General features: G+C 66.5%; 16 protein-coding genes. 11 read left to right on the forward strand and 5 right to left on the reverse strand.

Annotation, left to right across the window (positions count from 1 at the left end):
- Nucleotides 1-15: 15 nt before the first annotated feature.
- Nucleotides 16-1,896, reverse strand: coding sequence for an AMP-binding protein (locus Ga0102493_RS10150; RefSeq protein WP_034900741.1), 1,881 nt, complete (start codon nt 1,894-1,896; stop codon nt 16-18).
- Nucleotides 1,897-2,042: 146 nt separating this feature from the next.
- Here Ga0102493_RS10150 and Ga0102493_RS10155 point away from each other — a divergent pair, with 146 nt between their 5' ends.
- Together Ga0102493_RS10155 and Ga0102493_RS10160 are read left to right on the forward strand one after the other, a co-directional pair.
- Complete coding sequence (locus Ga0102493_RS10155; protein ID WP_034900739.1) at nt 2,043-2,402, forward strand: hypothetical protein; 360 nt, start codon at nt 2,043-2,045, stop codon at nt 2,400-2,402.
- Nucleotides 2,399-3,484 carry a class I SAM-dependent methyltransferase gene (locus Ga0102493_RS10160; RefSeq protein ID WP_051697504.1) on the forward strand — a complete coding sequence of 362 codons (1,086 nt, stop codon included), beginning with the start codon at nt 2,399-2,401 and terminating at the stop codon, nt 3,482-3,484. Before Ga0102493_RS10155 ends, Ga0102493_RS10160 begins: the two co-directional genes overlap by 4 nt.
- Here Ga0102493_RS10160 and Ga0102493_RS10165 read toward each other — a convergent pair.
- Together Ga0102493_RS10165 and Ga0102493_RS10170 are read right to left on the reverse strand one after the other, a co-directional pair.
- Nucleotides 3,481-4,626, reverse strand: coding sequence for an FAD-dependent monooxygenase (locus tag Ga0102493_RS10165; RefSeq protein WP_051697503.1), 1,146 nt, complete (start codon nt 4,624-4,626; stop codon nt 3,481-3,483). The genes Ga0102493_RS10160 and Ga0102493_RS10165 overlap by 4 nt on opposite strands.
- 2 nt (nt 4,627-4,628) lie before the next feature.
- A complete protein-coding gene (locus tag Ga0102493_RS10170; RefSeq protein WP_034900737.1) occupies nt 4,629-6,227 on the reverse strand; it encodes an FAD-binding oxidoreductase in 1,599 nt (532 codons plus the stop codon).
- 119 nt (nt 6,228-6,346) lie between these two features.
- Between Ga0102493_RS10170 and Ga0102493_RS10175 the strand changes: the two genes are divergently transcribed.
- From Ga0102493_RS10175 to Ga0102493_RS10195, 5 genes are read left to right on the forward strand one after another with little or no spacing between them, the layout of a single operon-like run.
- Entirely contained in the window at nt 6,347-7,747 is a 1,401-nt protein-coding gene (locus tag Ga0102493_RS10175; protein WP_051697501.1) for an MFS transporter, read from the forward strand.
- Between the two features lie 3 nt (nt 7,748-7,750).
- Entirely contained in the window at nt 7,751-9,241 is a 1,491-nt protein-coding gene (locus Ga0102493_RS10180) for an aldehyde dehydrogenase family protein (RefSeq protein WP_034900736.1), read from the forward strand.
- Entirely contained in the window at nt 9,235-10,044 is an 810-nt protein-coding gene (locus Ga0102493_RS10185) for an alpha/beta fold hydrolase (protein ID WP_034900735.1), read from the forward strand. Before Ga0102493_RS10180 ends, Ga0102493_RS10185 begins: the two co-directional genes overlap by 7 nt.
- 13 nt (nt 10,045-10,057) lie before the next feature.
- Nucleotides 10,058-10,585 carry a cupin domain-containing protein gene (locus tag Ga0102493_RS10190; RefSeq protein WP_051697499.1) on the forward strand — a complete coding sequence of 176 codons (528 nt, stop codon included), beginning with the start codon at nt 10,058-10,060 and terminating at the stop codon, nt 10,583-10,585.
- Nucleotides 10,586-10,588: 3 nt separating this feature from the next.
- On the forward strand, nt 10,589-11,587 hold the full coding sequence (locus tag Ga0102493_RS10195) for an ornithine cyclodeaminase family protein (protein WP_034900734.1): 999 nt from the start codon (nt 10,589-10,591) through the stop codon (nt 11,585-11,587).
- A 72-nt stretch (nt 11,588-11,659) separates the two neighbouring features.
- Here the strand turns inward: Ga0102493_RS10195 and Ga0102493_RS10200 are convergent, their stop codons facing one another.
- On the reverse strand, nt 11,660-14,071 hold the full coding sequence (locus Ga0102493_RS10200; protein WP_034900733.1) for a TonB-dependent receptor: 2,412 nt from the start codon (nt 14,069-14,071) through the stop codon (nt 11,660-11,662).
- Nucleotides 14,072-14,257: 186 nt separating this feature from the next.
- Between Ga0102493_RS10200 and Ga0102493_RS10205 the strand changes: the two genes are divergently transcribed.
- Genes Ga0102493_RS10205 through Ga0102493_RS10220 form a run of 4 tightly spaced genes read left to right on the forward strand, consistent with a single transcriptional unit; the run spans nt 14,258 to nt 18,405 of the window.
- Complete coding sequence (locus Ga0102493_RS10205) at nt 14,258-15,655, forward strand: serine hydrolase domain-containing protein (protein WP_034900732.1); 1,398 nt, start codon at nt 14,258-14,260, stop codon at nt 15,653-15,655.
- 16 nt (nt 15,656-15,671) lie between these two features.
- The gene (locus Ga0102493_RS10210; protein WP_034900731.1) at nt 15,672-17,081 is read left to right on the forward strand and encodes an MFS transporter; all 1,410 of its coding nucleotides are present in this window, start codon (nt 15,672-15,674) and stop codon (nt 17,079-17,081) included.
- Complete coding sequence (locus Ga0102493_RS10215) at nt 17,078-18,127, forward strand: class I SAM-dependent methyltransferase (RefSeq protein WP_051697497.1); 1,050 nt, start codon at nt 17,078-17,080, stop codon at nt 18,125-18,127. Before Ga0102493_RS10210 ends, Ga0102493_RS10215 begins: the two co-directional genes overlap by 4 nt.
- Nucleotides 18,124-18,405, forward strand: coding sequence for a hypothetical protein (locus tag Ga0102493_RS10220; RefSeq protein WP_034900730.1), 282 nt, complete (start codon nt 18,124-18,126; stop codon nt 18,403-18,405). Before Ga0102493_RS10215 ends, Ga0102493_RS10220 begins: the two co-directional genes overlap by 4 nt.
- Here the strand turns inward: Ga0102493_RS10220 and Ga0102493_RS10225 are convergent.
- Entirely contained in the window at nt 18,402-19,841 is a 1,440-nt protein-coding gene (locus tag Ga0102493_RS10225) for an FAD-dependent oxidoreductase (protein ID WP_034900729.1), read from the reverse strand. The genes Ga0102493_RS10220 and Ga0102493_RS10225 overlap by 4 nt on opposite strands.
- Between the last annotated feature and the right edge of the window lie 84 nt (nt 19,842-19,925).

Raw genomic sequence — 19,925 nt, forward strand, 5'->3', positions numbered from 1 at the left:
GGACGGGAGGGGCGATCATGCGAAGATTTCCTCGATCTCGCCAAGCACGGCCGCATCCTCGATCGTCGGCGGCACCTTGGGTTCCTCGCCATCGGCGATTTCGCGGATGGTCTTGCGCAGTATCTTGCCCGAACGCGTCTTGGGCAAGCGCGAGAGGACGTGGACGCGCTTGAACGCCGCGACCGGGCCGATGGCAGCGCGCACGGCGGCGATCAGCTCGGCGGCGAGCGCGTCCTCGGGCATGTCCGAGCCCGACTTGAGCACGACGAAGCCGACCGGGACCTGCCCCTTCAATTCATCCGCCATGCCGATCACCGCGCATTCGGCGACCGCCGGGTGGGCGACCAGCACTTCCTCCATCGCCGAGGAGGACAGGCGGTGGCCCGCGACGTTGATGACGTCGTCGATCCGGGCCATGACGTGGAGGTATCCGTCCTCGTCCACGAAGCCGCTGTCGCCGGTCAGGTAACAGCCGGGGAAACGCTCGAAATAGGCCTCGCGAAAACGTTCGGGCGCACCCCACAGGCCGGGGGTGAAGCCGGGCGGCAGCGGCAGGCGCGCGACGATCGCGCCGGTCTCCCCCGCCGGGACCGGATCGCCCGCCTCGTCGAGACAGGCAAGGTCCCAGCCGGGCATCGGAAGCGTCGATGAGCCGGGCTTGATCGGCATGAGCTCGATACCCGCCGGATTGGCGGTGATCGCGCTCCCCGTCTCGGTCTGCCACCAATGGTCGATCACCGGCACGCCGAGCAGATCGCTCGTCCATTCGAGCGTCGCCGGATCGGTCCGCTCGCCCGCTAGATAGACGTGCCGGAGGCTGGAAATGTCCGCATCCCGAGCGAATTCGCCCTGCGGGTCGACCTGCTTAATCGCGCGCATCGCGGTCGGCGCGGTGAAGAAGCTGCGCACGCGGTGCTTTACGATGATGCGCCAGAATGTCCCTGCATCGGGCGTGCCGACAGGCTTGCCCTCGAACACGACGCTGGGGTTGCGATTGAGGAGCGGCGCGTAACAGATGTAGCTGTGTCCCACGACCCAGCCGACATCGCTCGCCGCCCAGAACGCCTCGCCCGGCGGACAGTCGTAGATGCCGGCCATGCTCCACAGCAGGGTGACGAGATGCCCGCCGGTGTCGCGCACGATGCCCTTGGGCGCGCCGGTCGTGCCCGAGGTGTAGAGGATATAGAGCGGATCGGTCGCAGCGACAGGGACGCATTCAGCCGGCTCGGCCGCCGCTATCACTTCGTCCCAGTCGTGCTCCCCCGGCCCGAGATCCGCGCGGTGCTGATCGCGCTGCCAGAACACGCAGGCGTCGGGGCGATGCGCGGCGATGTCCAGCGCCTCGCGCAGGATCGGCTGGTAGGGCAGCACCTTCGTACCCTCGATCCCGCAGCTCGCCGCGAGCACCACCCTGGGCGCGGCATCGTCGATCCGGCTTGCCAGTTCGCGCGCCGCGAAGCCGCCGAAGACGACCGAATGGACCGCGCCGATCCGTGCGCAGGCGAGCATCGCGATCACCGCCTGCGGCGAATTGGGCATGTAGACGAGCACCCGGTCGCCCTTTTCGACCCCCATCGCCCGCATCGCTCCGCCGAGCCGGGCGACCCGGTCCTGCAATTCGGCGTAGGTGACGACCGAAGAAACGCCGGTGACAGGGCTTTCATAAAGCAGCGCCGCTTCGCCCCCATGCCCCGCCTCGACATGCCGATCGACGCAATTGTGACAGGCATTGATCTGGCCACCGGCGAACCAGCGCGGGATCGGGCGCGCTTCGCGATCGAGCACGCTGTCCCAGCGCCGATGCCATTCGAGCCGCCCAGCCTGCTCGGCCCAGAACGCCTCCGGTTCGGCCAGCGAACGGTCGTGATACTGCAAATAGGCCTCGGTCCGGGTCATTGCTCTCTCCTTAGGATGCGCCCCTTTGCACAAGGGCGGCGCGCCTGCCATTATCCGTTGAGCGAATAGTATGCGCAGCAGCCTGCCGCGACAGGCGGGCTTCTTGGTAGCTTCAAAGCTCTCACGAACAGGAGACCGCCGCGCCCATGGATGAAAAGCCCGCAATCGAGGTTCCCGAAACTCTCGGCGAGGAAATCGGCGGGCAGGGCAAGGCCTATTTCGACGATGTCGTGATCGACAACATCCTCGATGCGCTGCTCGAATTGTCGGCCGCCGTGTGGACCTATCACGACCGGGTCACCGTGCTGGAAACGGTCCTTGCCGAAAAGGGCATCGAGGTGAGCGGTGCGATCGAGGCGCATGTGCCAGAGCCGGAAGAGATCGCCCGGCGCGAAAAGGAGCGCATGGCGCTCGTCAACCGGGTGTTCGGCGCCTTCCTGCGCCGCCCCACCCCGCGCGGTCCCGCCGGGCTCGCTGCGCAGCCCCAGACAGGAGACGACACATGAATCGCGGATCGATCGGGGTCACCCCCCGCCCCACCACGCTCGCAGATGAGAGCTATCTCGAATTCATCACCTCCTTCCGCCGGCTGGCGATCCAGCAGATGTTCCCCAAGGTCGCCGAACACGGCGAGACCCGGCTCGCGCAGGCCATGGAAAACGGCGCGGTCAAGGCCGAGGGGGGCAATGTGCCGCTGACCGAAATCCAGCGCATCTTCGCGGAGAACCCGGTCACGCCGACCTTCCAGCGCTTCGTGCGCACCCAGCAGGAAATGATGTGGCGCCGCACGCGCGAAAGCTTCTTTCGCGATGCGGGCGGTCTGATGGCGTGGATGGACCGGGCCGCGGCCGAGCATCCCGAACGGCTCCATATCGATCCCGAATTCGTGCCGCCGGAATACACCCGCCGCGAGATCCACTGCCAGCCGGGCGGCTATACCGACGACCCGCTGGGCGGCGTGGTCTATCACTACGGGACCAAGGTCTTCTACGAAGGCTTCAACGACCAGGACGAACTCCACCGCGAACTGGCCGAGCGCGCAACGCCGCCTGCTGACGGAAAGGTCGCGCGCGCGCTCGATATCGGCTGTTCGATCGGGCAGGCGACGACGCTGCTAAAGGACCTGTATCCCGATGCCGAAATCTGGGGCCTCGATGTCGGCGAACCGTTGGTGCGCTATGCCCATGCGCGCGCGGTCGATCACGGCAAGGAGGTGCATTTCAAACAGGCGCTGGCCGAGGATAACGGCTTTGCCGATGCGTCCTTCGACATGGTGCTGAGCTACATCCTCTTTCACGAGGTGCCGGTTCAGAAGATGCGCGAAATCATCGCCGAGACCTACCGCGTGCTGCGCCCGGGCGGGACGTTCACGATCTACGAATTCCCGAGCAACGACAAGGGCCAGGTCAGCGCCTCGACCCGCTTCCTCGTCGACTATGACAGCCGCAACAATTGCGAGCCCTATTCGCCCGATTTCGTCGCCGCCGATTTCCGCGGGATCATCGAGGAAGCGGGCTTCGAGGTCGCCGACGGGCCTGCGCTCAGCAACACCTTCCTGCAATCGCTGGTTGCGACCAAGCCTGCCTAGGCAAGCTCGACGCGCGCGGGATCGTAGCTGAAGATTCCGAGCGCGTCCTCGTTCTTGGGCGGGTTGTCGCGCAGGGCATAGGGATCGAGCGCCTGCAGCCGGTCCCCGCCGACATTGCTTTCGGCCTGGAGGAAGCATGCTCGCTCGATCCGCGCGGTTTCGTAGAGACGCAGCGCCTCGAGCGGGTCCGCCGCCGCAGCGAAACATCGTCCCAGCACCACCGCATCCTCGATCGTCGAGCTTGCCCCCTGCCCCATATAGGGCAGCATCGGATGCGCCGCATCGCCAAGCAGCGCGATGCGGCCCTTCACCCACGATACCAGCGGCTCACGCACGAACAGGCCCCAGCGATAGAGCGCATCCCCGGGGATGGCGGCGATCACCTCGCCGACGTAATCGGCCCAGCCGCCGAACAGAGCGGCGAGTTCGGCAGGCGCAGCGCGCGCGTTCCAGCTTTCCTCGGTCCAGCCCTCGGCCCGCGTCAGGGCGACGACGTTGACAAGGCTGCGGCCGCGCACCGGATAGGTGACGAGGTTCTGTCCCGGCCCGATATGGTTGATGCTCGAAGCTTCGCTCGCGCGGGGCGAGAGCCGGTCGCCCGGAACGAGCGCGCGCCACGCGACATGGCCGCTGAAGCGCGGCTGGCCGGGGTCGAAAAGCATTTCGCGCACGGCCGAGCGAAGACCGTCGGCGGCGATCACGATGTCGGCCTCGACCTCGTTCCCGTCGGCAAAGGCGATGCGCGCCGTCGCACCGCCCTGCTCCAGCCCCGTCAGCGCGGCGCCCATGACGCAGCGCTCGGTCCCGAAGGCGTCCACCAGCCCCGCGAGAAGATCTGCGCGATGCATCTGGTAATAGGCCGCGCCATATGTCGCGCGCGTGTCCCGCCGGTCGTAGCGGAGCAATTCCTCGCCGCTTTCCCAGTGGAACAGGAACTGGTCCATCGGTTCGTTGGCATTGCGGGCAAGAAAGTCCGTGAACCCCAGCGATTCGAGCCCCTTCACCGCGTTGGGGCTGAGCGAGATACCCGCCCCGACCTCGCCGAATTCGGCTGCACGTTCGTAGATGACGGGATCGTATCCCGCCCCGCGCAGCGCGATTCCCGCGGTCAGCCCGCCCACCCCGCCGCCGATGATCGCCACTCTCACAGGCCCAGCGCCCCGGGATTGAGGATGCCGTGCGGGTCGAGACGCTGCTTGAGGTCGCGCAGCAGCCGCCCTGCCTCGCCCTCGCGCGTCTCGGCATAGGGGTAAAGCCGGCCGATCTGGAAATGGGTCGCGCCATGCGCGCGCATCAGGAGGACGATCTGGCCGACCATTTCGCGCACCAGCGCGCGGCCCACCGGGTTCTCCGGGTAATCCCTGGCGACGCCGTCCAGATAAGCAGGCGTGCGGCGGCGGTGATAGAGCATTGCGCTGTCGGGCCAGTAGAACACCGGCTCGTAAAGCGTCCCCGCCCCCGCGACGCCGGCGAAGAATTCGGCCAGCGTCACGCCAGCTGCCTCCATGCGGCCCGCATGTTCGTGTTTCAGCGCGACATAATCGCGGTGGAACGCACCAATCCGGCTGTCGGCGATGACGCCGTGGATCGGCAGCAGACGCCGCCCGTCAGGATGGGTCACCGGAAGTTCGGGAAAGGGCGCGGCGCGGGTCGCTAGAGGCACGGTGTTGACGATTTCGCGCGCCTTGCCCGCCAGCGCGCGGATCGCGGCGAGGCGGCTGCGTATTTCAGGTCCGTCCCGCCCCTCGACCACGAAATGCACGGTGTAGAGCGCGCGATCGAGAAAACGCCGACCCGCCGCCGCGATCCGGGCCATCCGCGACAGCGCCGCCGGCACGCTTCCTGCCGAACGTCCGATGCGCAGCAGCGCCTTCAGGTCCTCCCTGAGGTCCGGCGGGCCCGCGTTCTGGCGTGCAACCTCGGCATCCATCGCGATGATCTCGCTCGCCAGGCGGCGCAGCCGCACTTCGCGCAGCAGGTCGGCCATGACTTCGAAGCTGTCGACCGCGAAGGAAACCCCGTCGACGCGCTCAGGACGCGGCTCGATCTCGAGCGTGGCGGCGGTCTTGATGCCCAGTGCCCCCGCATCATTGGCGAAGATGCCGGTAAGGTCGGGGCCGAAATTGCGATTGAACGGCCCGGTTCCCGCGCTGCCGTCGGACCCGGTGCGCAGGACTTCGCCCGTGCCGGTGACGATCTCGAAACTCTTGACCGCATTGGCTGAAGCGCCCGCCTCGCCCGATCCGAAAGTGACCGATCCCTGGCTGAGCGAACCGCCTATCGTCGCCGTGCCGCCCGACATCGGCCCCCAGAACCGCGCACGCATGCCGACTTTCGCAAGCGCTTCGTCGAGCGCCGCCCAGGTGCAGCCCGCCTCCACGGTCACGTTGCCGTCCTCGGGATCGATGCTGCGGATCCGGGCGAGGTGCGAGAAATCGAGCACCACCGAACGCGCCACGCGCGGCTGGAAGGCATCGGTGTAGGACATGCCGCCACCACGCGGGGCAATCGCGACGCCCTCCTTCGCGCACCAGCGCACCAGTTCGCTCACCTGCTCCGCCGAGCCGGGTGAGACCACCGCGATCGGCATCGCGCCTTCGAAGAACAGGTCCTGCACCGCGAAGCGGCGCTCCTCCTCGCCCGTCTCGACGGCCTTGGTGCCGAGAAGCGCTTCGAGGCCTGCGACGAGGGCGCGCGCGCCGGGCGCGTCTTCGGAATGGGGAGCCGGAGCCGAAATGTTCATCGCCCACCATGGTTAGCCGAGGCGCGCCGCCCCGCGACAGGCCGCCGGGCACTGTCCGCCCATCGGATAAGTCGGCGCATCTTTGTGCGCACTGCCCGCGCTGCGCTACGCCCGGCGCCATGTCCGACGCGGCCGCACGCCCCTCTGCCCTCCCCACGAGCGCCAGCGCGCCCGATGCGCTCGATCAGGGCGGCAAGACGCCGCCCCTGCCCTCGCTCCAACGCGCGTGGAGCGTCGTCGCGATCCTCTCGCTCGCCGCGATCGTCAGTTATATCGACCGCCAGGTGCTCAACCTGCTGGTGGAGCCGATCAAGGCCGATCTCGGCCTCAGCGATGTCGAGATCAGCGTGCTGCAGGGCTTCTCCTTTGCGCTGCTCTATGCAGTGCTGGCGATCCCACTCGCATGGGTGGCCGATCGGTCGAATCGCAAATGGGTGATCCTGGGCGGCCTCGTGTGCTGGTCGGGCGCGACTTTCATGAGCGGGTTCGCCTCCGGCTTTGCCATCCTGTTCGTCGCCCGCATGCTCATCGGCATCGGCGAGGCGACCTTGAGCCCGGCCGGATTTTCGATGATCACCGACTATTTCCGCAAGGCCCGCCTGCCAGCCGCGCTCAGCGTATTCACCGGGTCGGGCTTCATCGGTTCCGGCCTTGCGCTGGTCATCGGCGGGGCGCTCTATGCCGCGCTCGAGGCGGCGGGGCCGGTCACGACGGCGCTGGGCACGTTCCAGCCGTGGCAGATGACCTTCTTCGGCATCGCCATGCTGAGCGTGCCGCTCTTCGTCCTCATCGTGCTGTTCGTACGCGAGCCCGCGCGCCAGCCCGACGCGCTCGCGCCCGCCGCAGGCGAGGAGCCTTCGCCGTTCGAGATCCTCGGCTTTCTCACCGCCCACGCCCGGGTCTATTTCCCGCTCTTCTTCGGTTTTTCCTGCTTTGCCGCGGCGCAGTTCGGCGTTGGGGCGTGGGCGCCGAGTTTCTTCATACGCAGCCACGGCTGGACCCAGCTCGAAGTCGGCCAGGCGCTCGGCCCCGTCGTCATGGCGACCGGGCCGCTCGGGGTCATCGCGGGCGGGTTCCTGGCCGAACGGCTGTTGCTGCGCGGAGTGCGCGATGCGACGCTAAAACTGTCGATGGCGGCGATCGTGGTCGCCCTGCCTTTTGCCGCCGCCTTTCCGCTGGTCGAGGGCGGCGGGCTTGCGCTCGCTCTGCTCGCCGCGGTGCTCGCTTTCGGAACCGTCCCGTTCGGCGCGGGTGTCGCGACCTTCCCGCTCATCACCCCCAACCGCATGCGCGCGCAGGTGATCGCGGTCTACCTGCTGGTCGCCAACCTGCTCGGCTATTCGGCCGGGCCGATCCTCGTCGCGTGGCTGACCGATGCCGTGTTCGCGGACCCTGCCGCGATCAATCTCAGCCTCGCCATCGCCGCGCCCGCCGTCATGGCGGCAGGTCTCGTCCTGATCGCCGCCGCGCTCGGCCCCTATCGCCTCATGCTCGAAGCCGCTGAAAACCCGGAGAACTGATTCATGGCCGTGATCGACCTTGCCCCCGAAACCCGCTCCTTCATCGGCGGCGACAAGAAAATGCTGATCGGCGGCGACTGGGTCGATCCGTCGCAGGATTCCGCGATCCCCGTCATCAACCCGGCCGACGGCGAAAGCCTCGCGCGGATCGGGGACGCCGCCGAGGCCGACGTGGACCGCGCGGTGAAAGCCGCCCGCCGCGCCTTCGACGAGGGACCATGGCCGGACATGAAGCCGGGCGAGCGGGCGCTGCTCATGAACCGCATCGCCAGCGCTCTCGAAGCCCATGCCGAACAGCTCGCCCAGCTCGAAACGCTCGACAACGGCAAGCCTATCAATTTCGCGCGCATGGACGTGGCGGCGGCGATCGGGGCGATCCGCTATTACGCGGGCTGGGCGGACAAGATCCACGGCAGCACGCATTCGATCGGCATGCCGGGCGAGCATCACGTCTACACGATCAAGGAACCGGTCGGCGTCGCCGCGCTGATCGTGCCGTGGAACTATCCGCTCGTCATGGCCGCGATGAAACTCGGCCCCTGCCTTGCCGCCGGCTGCACCGCCGTGCTCAAGCCCGCGGAGGACACCTCGCTCACCGCGCTGCGCCTTGGCGAGATCATGCTGGAGGCCGGGCTTCCCGAAGGCGTGCTCAACATCGTCACCGGATATGGCCACACGGTCGGCAATGCGCTGATCCACCATCCCGGCGTGGACAAGATCGCCTTCACCGGATCGACCGCGACAGGCAAGGTGATCGCCCACGCCGCGGCCGAGGGGCTGAAGAAGGTCAGCCTCGAACTCGGCGGCAAGTCGCCCAATATCATCATGCCCGACGCCGATCTCGAAGCCGCGATTCCGGCAAGCGCGCTCGGCATCTTCTACAACAGCGGGCAGACCTGCACCGCGCCTTCGCGCCTCTATGTCCACGAGGACGTCGCGGACGACGTGATCAAGGGCATCGCCGAATTCGGAAAGACCATGAAGATCGCACCCGGCATGGATGAAGAAAGCATGATCGGGCCGCTTGTCAGCCAGAAGCAGTTCGACCGGGTGACCAGCTATGTCCAGCAGGGCGAGGCCGAGGGCGCCGAGATCGTCAGCGGCGGCAGGCGGCATGGCAATACGGGCTATTTTCTGGAGCCCACGGTGATCGCGAAGACCACCAACGACATGACCGTGGTGCGCGAGGAGATCTTCGGACCCGTCCTGGTCACGCAGACGTTCAAGAGCGAGGAGGAGGCGATCGCGCTCGCCAATGACAACGCCTATGGCCTTGCCGGCTGCGTGTGGACGCGCGACATCACCACCGCGCACACCATGGCGAAGAAGGTCAAGGCCGGGATCATCGGGCTGAACACCGCGATGGGCGCCGACTGGGACGTGCCGCTGGGCGGGTACAAGCAATCGGGCATCGGGCGCGAGAACAGCCGCGACGGGCTCGAACTCTACCTCAACACGAAATCGGTCTTCGCCCAGCTCAAATCGGCATGGTGACCGCTTCGACCGAAACGCGCCGCGTCGATATCGGCGACGCGGAAATCCACGTGGAGATCACCGGCAGCGGCCCGCCGGTCCTGCTTGTCGCCGGGCTGGGCGGTCGCGGCGCGTTCTGGTCCGAGCAGGTCGCTGCCTTTGCCGATCACTTCACGGTGATCACCTTCGACCATCGCGGCTGCGGCGCATCGACGCCGGACAAGGTCGTCTACGGCGCCGAGCACATGGCGAACGACGTGCTCGCGCTGATGGACGCGATGGACCTCGAAAAGGTGCGGCTGGTCGGCCATTCGACCGGCGGGGCGATCGGGCAGCATATCGCACTCTCGCATCCCGAGCGGCTCGAGCAATTGGTGCTGTCGTGCAGCTGGGCGGGGCCGGACACCTATCTGACCGAACTGTTCCGCACCCGGCGAGAAATCCTCATCTCCTGCGGCCCGCTCGCCTACCTGACGACGGGCACATACCTCGCCATGCCGAGCCGCTATCTCCAGCCGCAGATGAAAAGCGCGCGCGCCTTCATGGAGGAACGCCTCGCCGCTTTCCCCGGGCTGGAGGTCGAACTGTCGCGCATCAACGCGGTCTATACGCACGACCTCAGAAGCCGCGTGCACGACATCGCCGTGCCGACTTTCTGCATCGGGGCGATGGACGACCAGATAACCCCGCCCGGCTTCACCAGCGAACTCGCCCGGCTGATCCCGCACGCAAAGGAACACCTGCTGGATCACGGCGGCCATTTCTGCCCGCGCGTCGTCACCGAGGTGTATAACGAGGCCGTGCTTTCATTCCTGCAAGGTTGAGGAGGAGGACCCCATGGCCACCGAACCCGATCCGCACCCGCCCATCGGCCACATCACGAAAGGCCGCTCGGTCATCGTCGGCCCCGACGAAGGCCGTTCGCTGTGGCAGCCGATGCCGAGCCGGGGCTATGTCGATGTCAATCTCACCCCTGACAACATGCCCTACGACACGTTTTCGTCGGGCATCCAGGTCATGCCTCCGGGCGGCATGGTGCGCGAACACGGGCACAGGCAGAACCACGAACTCGTCTTCGTCTACGAAGGCACGGGCGAGGTCGATATCGACGGCGAGGTGACCGAGTTCGGCCCCGGCACGACGATCCTGTTTGCACGCAACTGCACCCACTGGATCAAGAATACGGGCGATACCGACATGAAGATGTTCTGGGTGTTCTTCCCGCCGGGGCTGGAGGACTGGTTCTATGCCATCGGCCGCGAGCGCACTCCTGGCGAGGACATGCCCGAACCGTTCGACCGGCCCGACAACGTCGAGGAAGTGATGGCGAAGATGCGCTTCCTTCCACCGCGTTCGCAGGGATAGGCCATGCGCATCATCCCGCAATCCGAGGTCGAGAGGCTGCTGCCGGTCGGCCCCTGTGTCGAAGTGATGCGCGAGGCGATGATCCGCGTCTCGCGCCGCGACGTATCGCTCCCCATCCGCCAGTTCATGCCCGTGCCAGGCGTCGCCGGAAAGCTCGCGCTGATGCCCGGTTCGCTCGGCACCGCTGGCGAGGCTGAGGATGCGAGCTTCGGGATCAAGCTCGTGTGCAAATACGAACGCCCTCACGGCGATCCGCTCGGCACGCATGTCGGCATGGTGATGCTGTTCGACAGCGCGAAGGGCGTGCCACTCGCCATGGTCGAAGGGTCATCGCTCACCGCGATCCGCACCTCGGCAGCAAGCGCGCTGGCGACCGACCTCCTCGCGCGCAAGGAGGCGAAGGTGCTTGCGATCATCGGCAATGGCGAACAGGCGATGCGCCACATCGCCGCGATGCAGGCGGTGCGCGCAATCGAGAGCGTGCGCGTCTGGGGGCGCGATGCGGGCCGCGCGGCGGCGTTCGCGAAGGAAGCAGGCCAGCGCTTCGCCCTGCCGGTCGAAACCGCGCCCAGCGTCGCGCAGGCCGTCGCGGGCGCGGACATCGTATGCACCACGACCTCGGCGAAGGAGCCGGTTCTTGCCGGAACCGATCTCGAACCGGGCCAGCATATCAACCTCGTCGGCTCGGCCATTCCCACCACCGCCGAAATCGACACGGACGCGGTCAAGCGGACGCGCTTCTATGTCGATTACCGCGATGCGGCGATGGCGGCGGCGGGCGAATTGCTCGGCGCGATTCGCGCGGGGGCCGTCAGCGAGGCCCACATCCTGGCCGAGATCGGCGAAGTGGCCGAGGACCCCGCACTCGGCCGGACATCGCCTGCCGATATCACCTGCTACAAATCCCTCGGCGTCGCCGCGCAGGATCTCGCCGCCGCCCATGAGGTGTGGCGCATGGCCGAAGCCGAAGGGGCCGGGACCATCGTCGACCTGCTCGCTTGAGAGCGCAGCAAAAGAAAGGGGCGGCATCGATCCCCTGATGCCGCCCCTTCTCGCGTCGGGCCCTTACGGGCGTCAGAAGTCCGCCGTCACCGTCGCCCCGAAGGTCCGGCGTTCGCCGAAGAACTGGCCGAACGTGTTGCCGAAGGGCAGTACCACGATGAAGGCGTTCGAGGTGTAGGTCTCGTCGAGCAGGTTGCGCGCCCATACGCGGATCGAATAACGATCGTCGAAGGTCAGGCCCGCGCTCGCATTGACGAGGAAGCGATCGGGGATGATCGAGACATTCGCGCTGTCGCCGAAGAACTCGCTCTGCCAGCTCGCATCGCCGCGCAGGAAATAGCTGTTCCCGCCGCCCAGTTCGCCGTCCCACTGCGCCCCGAAAGAGGCCTGGGTCGGCGGCGTGCGTTCGACTTCGTTCCCGCCGATGTCGCCGTTGGCATTGCAAACCACGTTGTCGCAGGGAACGTTCACGCCCGGCGTGCCGCGGCTGAAACGGCTGTCGACCGTACCGTCGCCATAGGTCGCCTCGGTGTGGCTGAAGGTCGCATCGAGGCTGAAATTGTCGCTCGCCTGCCAGCGCGTCGCGAGCTCGATCCCGTAGACTTCCGCATCGCCCAGATTGACCGTGATGTTTGGCACGTTGGGATTGGTAGGATCGGCCGGATCCTCGTCCGCGGCGTTGATCTGTATGTCCTGCCAGTCGGTGTAGAAGAGCGAGGCGTTGAAGATCAGGTCGCCATTGAGGAACGCGCTCTTGATGCCCGCTTCGTAGGTCCAGTTGGTTTCCGGGCCGAAGGTGCGGTCCTCGATGTTGCGCGCGGTCACGTTGAAGCCGCCCGCCTTGGCACCGCGCGCGGCGGTAGCGAACAGCATGACGTCGGGATTGAATTCATATTCGACGGTAAAGCGCGGGGTGAACTCGTCGAATGTCTCGTTCAGCGTCGCCTCGCGGCGATTGTCGATCGCGGTGATCTCGGTTTCCGAATAACGCGTCTCCGCGCCCAGCGTCAGCCGTCCGTCGGCCGAGGTCCAGTAGAGTTCGCCGAAAACCGAGACGACTTCGGTGCGGGTGTTCTCGTCCGCCAGCAGGATGTTGAACGGGCCGGCCGGGTTGAGGTTTGGCACGGGCGTGCCGTTGAGCGGCTGGAAATTGTTCGCATCGGTGATCGGCTGGAGGTTGATGCTCGCAAAGCGGTTCGTGTCCGTCCCGTCCGAGATGAACCCGCCGACCGAGGCCCTGATCTGGCTGTTGTCGAAAGTCAGCCGCGCCTCGTGCGTGTCATAGTCGATGCCGCCGACCGGGGTCTGCTGGAAATTGCAGAGCGGGCCGACGATGTTGACCACCGTGCCGCAATTGATCGGATCGGGTTCCCCGCTGGTGCCGATGTTCACATCGCCGTTCACGTTGCCGAAGATGTAGTTGAACGTCAGGCTGTCCGTGATCTCGGCATCCACCTCGGCCCGGAAAATGCCGGTCTGCGACTGGTTGGCGAAGCTGCGCGGGTCGACCAGGACGGAATCGGCCGGTCCGGGAAATTCGCCGCGCAGGAGCGGGAAATTCCCGAACCGCAGCGCGCCGGCATTGGTGATCGGCGTCAGGTCGAGGCTCTGTTCGGGATCGAGAATGCCGCCCGTCGAGTCCGCGAAATAGCGCGAGGCGCGCGCTTCCTGGCTGACGTCGAAATAATTGTAGGAGGCATTGAGCCTGATGCCCGGAGCGATTTCCGCCGCCGCGCTGATCGAAAGCGCCTCGTTCTCCCACCCGCCGACATTGCCGGTGGTGCTGGGCCCGTCGGCGTTGAGGGTGTCGGCGAAGGGATGGGCGTTGTTCCACGTCCCGTCGAAGCTCGAATAATTGTAGCTCGCCGCGAGCGCAAAATTGTCGACCGGCGAGAAATTGAGGAAGATGCCGCCGTCATAGCGTTCGTCCGAACCGATCGTGGCGGTCAGTTCGCCCTCGATCTCGCCCGTCAGTTCGGCCTTTTTCGGGATGTAGTTGATCGCGCCCGAAAAGGCGTTTCGCCCGTAGCGCGCGCTTTGCGGACCCTTGACGATCTCGATCCGGCTCAGATTGACAGTGCCGATATCGACCGCCCAGGACCGGGGCATGTAGATCCCGTCGAAGAAGGTCGAGACGTTCGATTCAAGCGCGGTCACGCGGGTCGTCGCCTGCCCGCGGATGACCGGCTGGGCGAAACCGCCGGAGAAATCCTCGAAACTGAAACCGGGCGTGAAGCGCGCCACATCGTCGAGTTCCTGCAGGCCGCGCCGGTCGATGTCCTCTTCGCCGAAAGCGGTGATCGCGATCGGCACGTCCTGGATGTCCTCGGCCCGGCTGCGGGCGGTGACGATGATCGTGTTCGAGGCACGGGCGGTTTCGGCTTCGGCCTCCTCGTTGTCCTGCGCGAAGACAGCCGGCGGCGCCGCGAGCGCAAGGCTCGCCGCGATTGCACCGATGCTTGTCCCTTGTGTGAAGCGGCCCATAGGATATTTCCCCCGTCTTGTAGAGTTTGGAGCGACACCGGATCCGGAGATGGGGTTTGCCGCAACAATATGTCGCGGCGATGCGTTGAAACTCTCCGACTGGCGGTCAAATGAGGGTCATGGACCTGAAGGACGCCAAGGCTCGTCTAGGTTTCGCGGATTGCACGAGGGTATTAGCACCACGCCATGAACCACGCGTCGCTTCGCACCATCCAACGATCCCGCCTCATCTGCATGATGGCGACCGCTGCCGGCATCGCGCTCGCCGCCGCCGCAGGTGTGGCCGCGCAGGACACCGACGGCGGGGAAAGCGGGGCGCAGGATCTCGCCGCGCCCGCCCCCGCTCCTGCCGCCATCGCAGCCGCGGACAGCCGCACGGCCTATCCTGCCGAGGACGAGGCGGTTTACCTCGCACGCTTCAACCAGCTGCTCGAAGCCGCGCGCACGGGCGCCGGGCTTGCTTCCTATGACCCGCTCGAGCCCGTCGCGGGTGCGGATCATGCGGCGCCCCTGCCGGTGGCCGACGCGCCCGGTCTTTCGGCGGAAGCGCTCGCCGAAGCGCAAGCCTATGCGGCAGCGCGCAATTCCAATGCCTTCATCATCGTCAAGGACGGCACGATCCGGCATGAAAGCTATTTCGGCGAAACGACCCTCGAGACGCCGGTCGTCTCGCGCTCGCTCGCCAAGCCGGTGACCGCGCTGCTTGTCGGGCGGGCGATACGGCAGGGGCACATCGAATCGCTCGACCAGCCGGTCGCCGATTTCCTGACCGAATGGCAGGGCGATCCCGCGCGCGAGAAGATCCTCGTGCGGCACCTGCTCGACATGCGTACCGGCCTACTGCCGCAGGGTTTCTCGCGCGAGCCGGAGGACATTCTCAACCGCGCCTATCTCCACCCGCGCCATGACGAGGTGATCATCAACGATTACCCCGTCACCCACGAGGCGGGCACGCGCTACGAATATTCCAACGCCAATTCCGAACTCGTCGCCCCCGTCATCGAACGCGCGACCGGCATGCGCTACGGCAAATACCTGACCGAAGCGCTGCTCGAGCCGATCGGGGCGATGGGCGGCGATATCTGGGTCAACCGCGAAGGCGGCACCGCGCATTCGGGCTGCTGCCTGCTGCTCCCGGCGCAAAGCTGGGTGCGCATGGCAATGCTGGTGATGGCGGACGGCGTGTGGGAGGGCGAGCGCCTGCTTCCCGAAGGTTACGCGCAGGCCATGCGCACCGCCACCGCCGAAAACCCGCATTACGGCATGGGCGTGTGGGTCGCCGGTCCCTATGTGGCAGAGCGCGGCTTCGCCCATCCCAGCGTTCCCTATGGAAAGGTCGCGCACCGCGAGCCCTATCTCGACAAGGACCTCGTCCTGTTCGACGGCAATGCCAACCAGGTGGTCTACATGATCCCCTCGCAGGACATGATCGTGCTGCGAACCGGCGATGCGCCGCCCAGGGACGCGCCGTGGGACAACACCGTGATCCCCAACCTCCTGATCCGCGACGCCGCGGCGCAGGCGGGCGAGACGCTGCCCGAACCGCAGCCGCACCCACAACCTGAACCGCAGTCGCAACAATGAGCGCAAGGACCCGCTGATGGCATCCACCGCCGCCCCGATCCCGGCCGCAGACGCCCCCGCCGCTTCGGCGAAACTGCCCTTCTCGCTCAAGCTCGGCTGGGGTTCGGGCGCGTTCGGCATCTCGCTGCTGATGAACGGGATTTCGGGCCTCATCCTGCTGTTCGCCGCGAGCATCCTGCAGATCGAGCCCGCTCTGGCCGGGACCGTCATCTTCCTTGCCAAGCTCATCGATGTCGTCACCGACCCGATGGTCGGCGTCTGGTCCGACCGGTTCGAATCCCCGCGCGGGCGGCGGCGGCCGTTCCTGTTCTGGGGCGCGATCATGGCCGCGGCGAGCTTCGCGCTCATTTTCACCACGCCGATGCTGGGGAGCCAGTACCTCACCGCCGCCTGGCTTTTCATCGTGCTCAGTTTCTACGCGATCGGCTACACGATCTACAACATCCCCTACATGGCGATGCCGGCCGAGATGACCGAGGATTACCACGAGCGTTCCTCTATCCACGCCTTTCGCATGGTGTTCGTGTCATTGGGATCGCTGATCGCAGGCGCGGGGGTCAAGGTCGTGCTCGAATGGCTCGGCAAGACCGAGGCGCAGAGCTGGGCGATCGTCGGGCTGATCTGCGCCGCATTGATCTTCGCGAGCCTGATGACAGCCTATTACGCGACCGCGCGCGCGCGTTTCACCCATGGGGAAGGCAAGTCCGACAAGAGCAACATGACCCAATTGGTCGAGGAATTCGGCGCGGTGAAGCAGAACCGCCATTTCCTGCGGCTGATCTCGGTCAAGTTCGCGCAGCTGATGGGCGTGCAGACGACCGCTGCGGCCTTCGCCTATTTCTTCGTCCAGAGCCTGGGGCGCGATTTCAACACGCTCGCGATCTTCGGTGTGACCGTGACTGCCTCGACGATCCTTTGCGCGCCGCTGCTCGTCATGCTGTCGCGCCATATCGGCAAGAAGAACGCCTACTATCTCGCCGCCGGGACCAACGTGCTCTACGCGCTGAGCTGGTCGCTCGCATCGGAAGGTGAACCGATCTGGGCGATCGTGCTGCGCGGCGCGCTGGTCGGCCTCGCCTTCAGCGGCAATGTCGTGATGGCGATGAGCATGCTGACCGACATCATCAACGCCGATGCGGAGCGCACCGGCGTGCGGCGCGAAGGGGCGTTCACCGCGCTCTACAGCTTCGTCGAAAAGCTGACCGGCGCGCTCGGCCCGCTGATCGTCGGCTTCGCGCTGTCCTTTGCAGGGTTCGACAACAAGCTGCCTTTCGACGTGCCGCAGGGCGGCGATGTCGACACGGCGCTGCTCGTTTCGGTATCGTGGCTGCCCGCGGTGTTCGGGGTGATCGCGATGCTGCTGTTGTCGGGATACCGGCTGAGCGAGGACGATTTCGCAGGAAACAAGGATAAGGGACTGACATGACGACACCTTTCCAGGACCCGAAACTGCGCCAGCGCGGGCGCGCCTCGGTCGATTTCCTCGCCGGCATGGCGGCGGCCTCAGGGCCGGTCCGCGCACGCGTCGATGCGGCGATCGCCGAAAAGGTGGCCTCGCCCGATGCGCTTCCCGAAGACCTCGACGAACGGCTCGCCCACATGGACGCGCTGCTTGCCGACAGCCCGGCCTACCCGGTCCAGCAGCTTCTCGGCGACTGGCACGGGCGGATGCACGGCCGCATCTCCGCGGAAGCCTTCGAGGAAGTCGAGGGCGACCTCGCCCCGCTGTTCGAGGCCGCCGAACAGGGCCCCGCGACCCTGCGGCTCGACCCGGACCTGAAGGCGCCCGATTACTGGGACGGCGTCCATTTCCACCGCACCACCGGCGGCTGGGAAGGGCACACGCACATGGGCTACATCCATGGCGAGATCATCCACAAGAAGCTCGTCGGGCGGTTCTTCCCCGGCGGCATCTTCCAGCAGCGCCGCGACGTCGCCGCGATGGCCCCGCGGGAAAGCTACCGCCGCATTCTCGACATGGGCTGCTCCTCGGGCCATTTCACCACCGCGCTCGCCGAGACCTACCCGAACGCGCAGATCGTCGGCGTGGACCTGTCGGCACGGATGCTCGAACACGCGTGGCGCACCGCGAATGCGAACGGGTGGAACTGGCAGCTTTCGCAGCAGGCGGCAGAGGCCACCGATTTCGAGAATGAAAGCTTCGACCTCGTCGCGAGCTACATCATCCTCCACGAAATGCCCGCCCACGCGATCTGCGCGGTCTTTGCCGAGGCGTTCCGCCTGCTCGAGCCCGGCGGCGACATGATCATGAGCGATGTCACCCGCTATGCCGACATGGACCGGCTCGCCGTGTGGAAGGCCGACCGTGGCGCGATGTTCGGGGGCGAGCCGCACTGGCGCGAAAGCGCGAGCCTCGATCTCGAACAGGTCGCGCGCGAGGCGGGCTTCGTCGACGTGACGACCAAGGGCCCCTACCCTTACGTGATCCAGGGGCGGAAACCCGAGGCATGAAGGACCCGCGCGACTTCAACACGCCCGACACGCAGATCCTCGGGCCTGAACATGTCGACAATCTTGCGCGGGCGGTGCTTTCGCTGACGCGCGAGGTCGCGGTGCTGACCGACCGGGTGATGGTGATCGAAACCCTGCTCGAACGCGAGGGCGTCGTCACGATCGAGGCGATCGACACGTTCGAGCCCGACGCAGCCTTTCAGAAGCGGATCGACGCGGCGATGGCGACGATCACCGCCGGGGTGATCACCGCGCTCCAGGGCGCCGACCGGGACTAGCCGCGAAGCGCCAGCGCCGCCGCCGCTGCGCCCATTGCGAGCGAGCCGATCCCCGCCATTTTCAGCCGGCCATCGGTCCGCTCGATCGCGGCGCGCATTTCGCCATAGGTGAGGTCGGGGTCCTGCGTGAGGTAGAAGCCGGGCCGCTCGAACATCTGCGGGGCGAGCGCATTGAGTCCGCGCCGTAGCAGGAACCCCGCTATCCAGCGCCGCATCGCCCAGGGGCGGTGGTTGTACTGTTCGGGAAAGACGTGCGTCACCAGCCAGCACAGATCGCGCGCTTCGGGCAGGCGTTCGGCGGCATAGGCGCACAGAGCGGTTTCCAGATCATCCCCTGCCTCCAGATGATCGGCAAGCTTATCAACGTCCTGCAATGCGGAGTTCACGCCCAGCCCGAGGTCGGGCGGAAAGGCGTGCGCCGCATCGCCCACCAGCAATGCATGGCTGCGCGCCCCGCCCTCGCCGAACGACGCCAGCAGTTCCCTCGCATATTGCGGCGCGGGAAAGGCGCCCGCTTCCAGTGACACGAAATCCTCCGCCTCCTCGCGCGCCACGAGATCGCGCACGGCGAGCTGGGGGAAGGAGTCCTCGAGGAAGGCGAGGAGGTCGTCGGCGGTGCTCAGCGTCCAGAGTTCGTGGTCCGCCTCGCGGATCATGTTGACGCTGCGCGGGTGATCCGGATCGGCCACCGGAAAGGCGAACAGGGCGCAGGCCTTCGTGCGATCCTTGTGGCGCGACGGCAGGATGTAGCTCATCTCCGGATCGTCGACCGGTGCCCCCCCTCTGGTCGCGAAACGCGAAGGCAGGTTCAGCACCTTGTAGCGCAGGCCCGTCGAAAGCGAGGGCGTTGCGATCATCTCGAAACGCGCGGGGTCGATGTCCGGCATCGCCGACAGCCCGGACCGGATCGCGGAATTGAGCCCGTCGCAGGCGAGCACCAGTGTAGGCTCGAAACGCTCGCGGCGCCCCTCCCCGCTTTCGACCTCGACCGCCAGCCCGCCTTTCTCGCTGCGGCTCAGCGCCGACACCCTGTGCCCGTAGAGCAGCCGCACGCTCTCGCTCGCGATCTCACCAATCGCCTCGTAAAGCATGGTCAGCAGCGCGCGGCGCGTGGTCCAGTAACAGACCGGCCGATTGGGATCGATGATCGGCACGCCCCTGGTTTCGGACTTGCCGTCGGGGAGAATCGTGGTCGCCACGAAATCGCGGGTCGCGACGCCGACCTTGGGCAGGCGGTCGAGGATGCCGAGCCGGTCGAACAGGCGCTGCGAACGCTTGTCCACGAGATAGTTGAAGCTCTTGTTCTTCTCGAAATCGGAAGGGCCCGAGCGGCGTTCGGCAAGCACGATCTCGTCCCAGCCCAGCCGGTCGAACAGCAGCGCCGCCGCCAGCCCCGCAGGGCCGCCGCCGCTGATGAAGACCGAGCGTTTCGCCATGAAGCGAAGAGCTACCAGATCGCAGGCCCCTTCCCGCGCGGTGGTTCGCACTGTTCGACTGGCGGACACATGGCGCGCGCGCCG

This window comes from Erythrobacter litoralis (genome assembly GCF_001719165.1).
Classification (GTDB): domain Bacteria; phylum Pseudomonadota; class Alphaproteobacteria; order Sphingomonadales; family Sphingomonadaceae; genus Erythrobacter; species Erythrobacter litoralis.

Bases quoted from the DNA above. Each gene is read 5' to 3' on its own strand.
- Ga0102493_RS10150 (WP_034900741.1), bottom strand. From the start codon at position 1,896: ATGACCCGGACCGAGGCCTATTTGCAGTATCACGACCGTTCGCTGGCC.
- Ga0102493_RS10155 (WP_034900739.1), top strand. From the start codon at position 2,043: ATGGATGAAAAGCCCGCAATCGAGGTTCCCGAAACTCTCGGCGAGGAA.
- Ga0102493_RS10160 (WP_051697504.1), top strand. From the start codon at position 2,399: ATGAATCGCGGATCGATCGGGGTCACCCCCCGCCCCACCACGCTCGCA.
- Ga0102493_RS10170 (WP_034900737.1), bottom strand. From the start codon at position 6,227: ATGAACATTTCGGCTCCGGCTCCCCATTCCGAAGACGCGCCCGGCGCG.
- Ga0102493_RS10175 (WP_051697501.1), top strand. From the start codon at position 6,347: ATGTCCGACGCGGCCGCACGCCCCTCTGCCCTCCCCACGAGCGCCAGC.
- Ga0102493_RS10180 (WP_034900736.1), top strand. From the start codon at position 7,751: ATGGCCGTGATCGACCTTGCCCCCGAAACCCGCTCCTTCATCGGCGGC.
- Ga0102493_RS10185 (WP_034900735.1), top strand. From the start codon at position 9,235: ATGGTGACCGCTTCGACCGAAACGCGCCGCGTCGATATCGGCGACGCG.
- Ga0102493_RS10190 (WP_051697499.1), top strand. From the start codon at position 10,058: ATGGCCACCGAACCCGATCCGCACCCGCCCATCGGCCACATCACGAAA.
- Ga0102493_RS10195 (WP_034900734.1), top strand. From the start codon at position 10,589: ATGCGCATCATCCCGCAATCCGAGGTCGAGAGGCTGCTGCCGGTCGGC.
- Ga0102493_RS10200 (WP_034900733.1), bottom strand. From the start codon at position 14,071: ATGGGCCGCTTCACACAAGGGACAAGCATCGGTGCAATCGCGGCGAGC.
- Ga0102493_RS10205 (WP_034900732.1), top strand. From the start codon at position 14,258: ATGAACCACGCGTCGCTTCGCACCATCCAACGATCCCGCCTCATCTGC.
- Ga0102493_RS10210 (WP_034900731.1), top strand. From the start codon at position 15,672: ATGGCATCCACCGCCGCCCCGATCCCGGCCGCAGACGCCCCCGCCGCT.
- Ga0102493_RS10215 (WP_051697497.1), top strand. From the start codon at position 17,078: ATGACGACACCTTTCCAGGACCCGAAACTGCGCCAGCGCGGGCGCGCC.
- Ga0102493_RS10220 (WP_034900730.1), top strand. From the start codon at position 18,124: ATGAAGGACCCGCGCGACTTCAACACGCCCGACACGCAGATCCTCGGG.
- Ga0102493_RS10225 (WP_034900729.1), bottom strand. From the start codon at position 19,841: ATGGCGAAACGCTCGGTCTTCATCAGCGGCGGCGGCCCTGCGGGGCTG.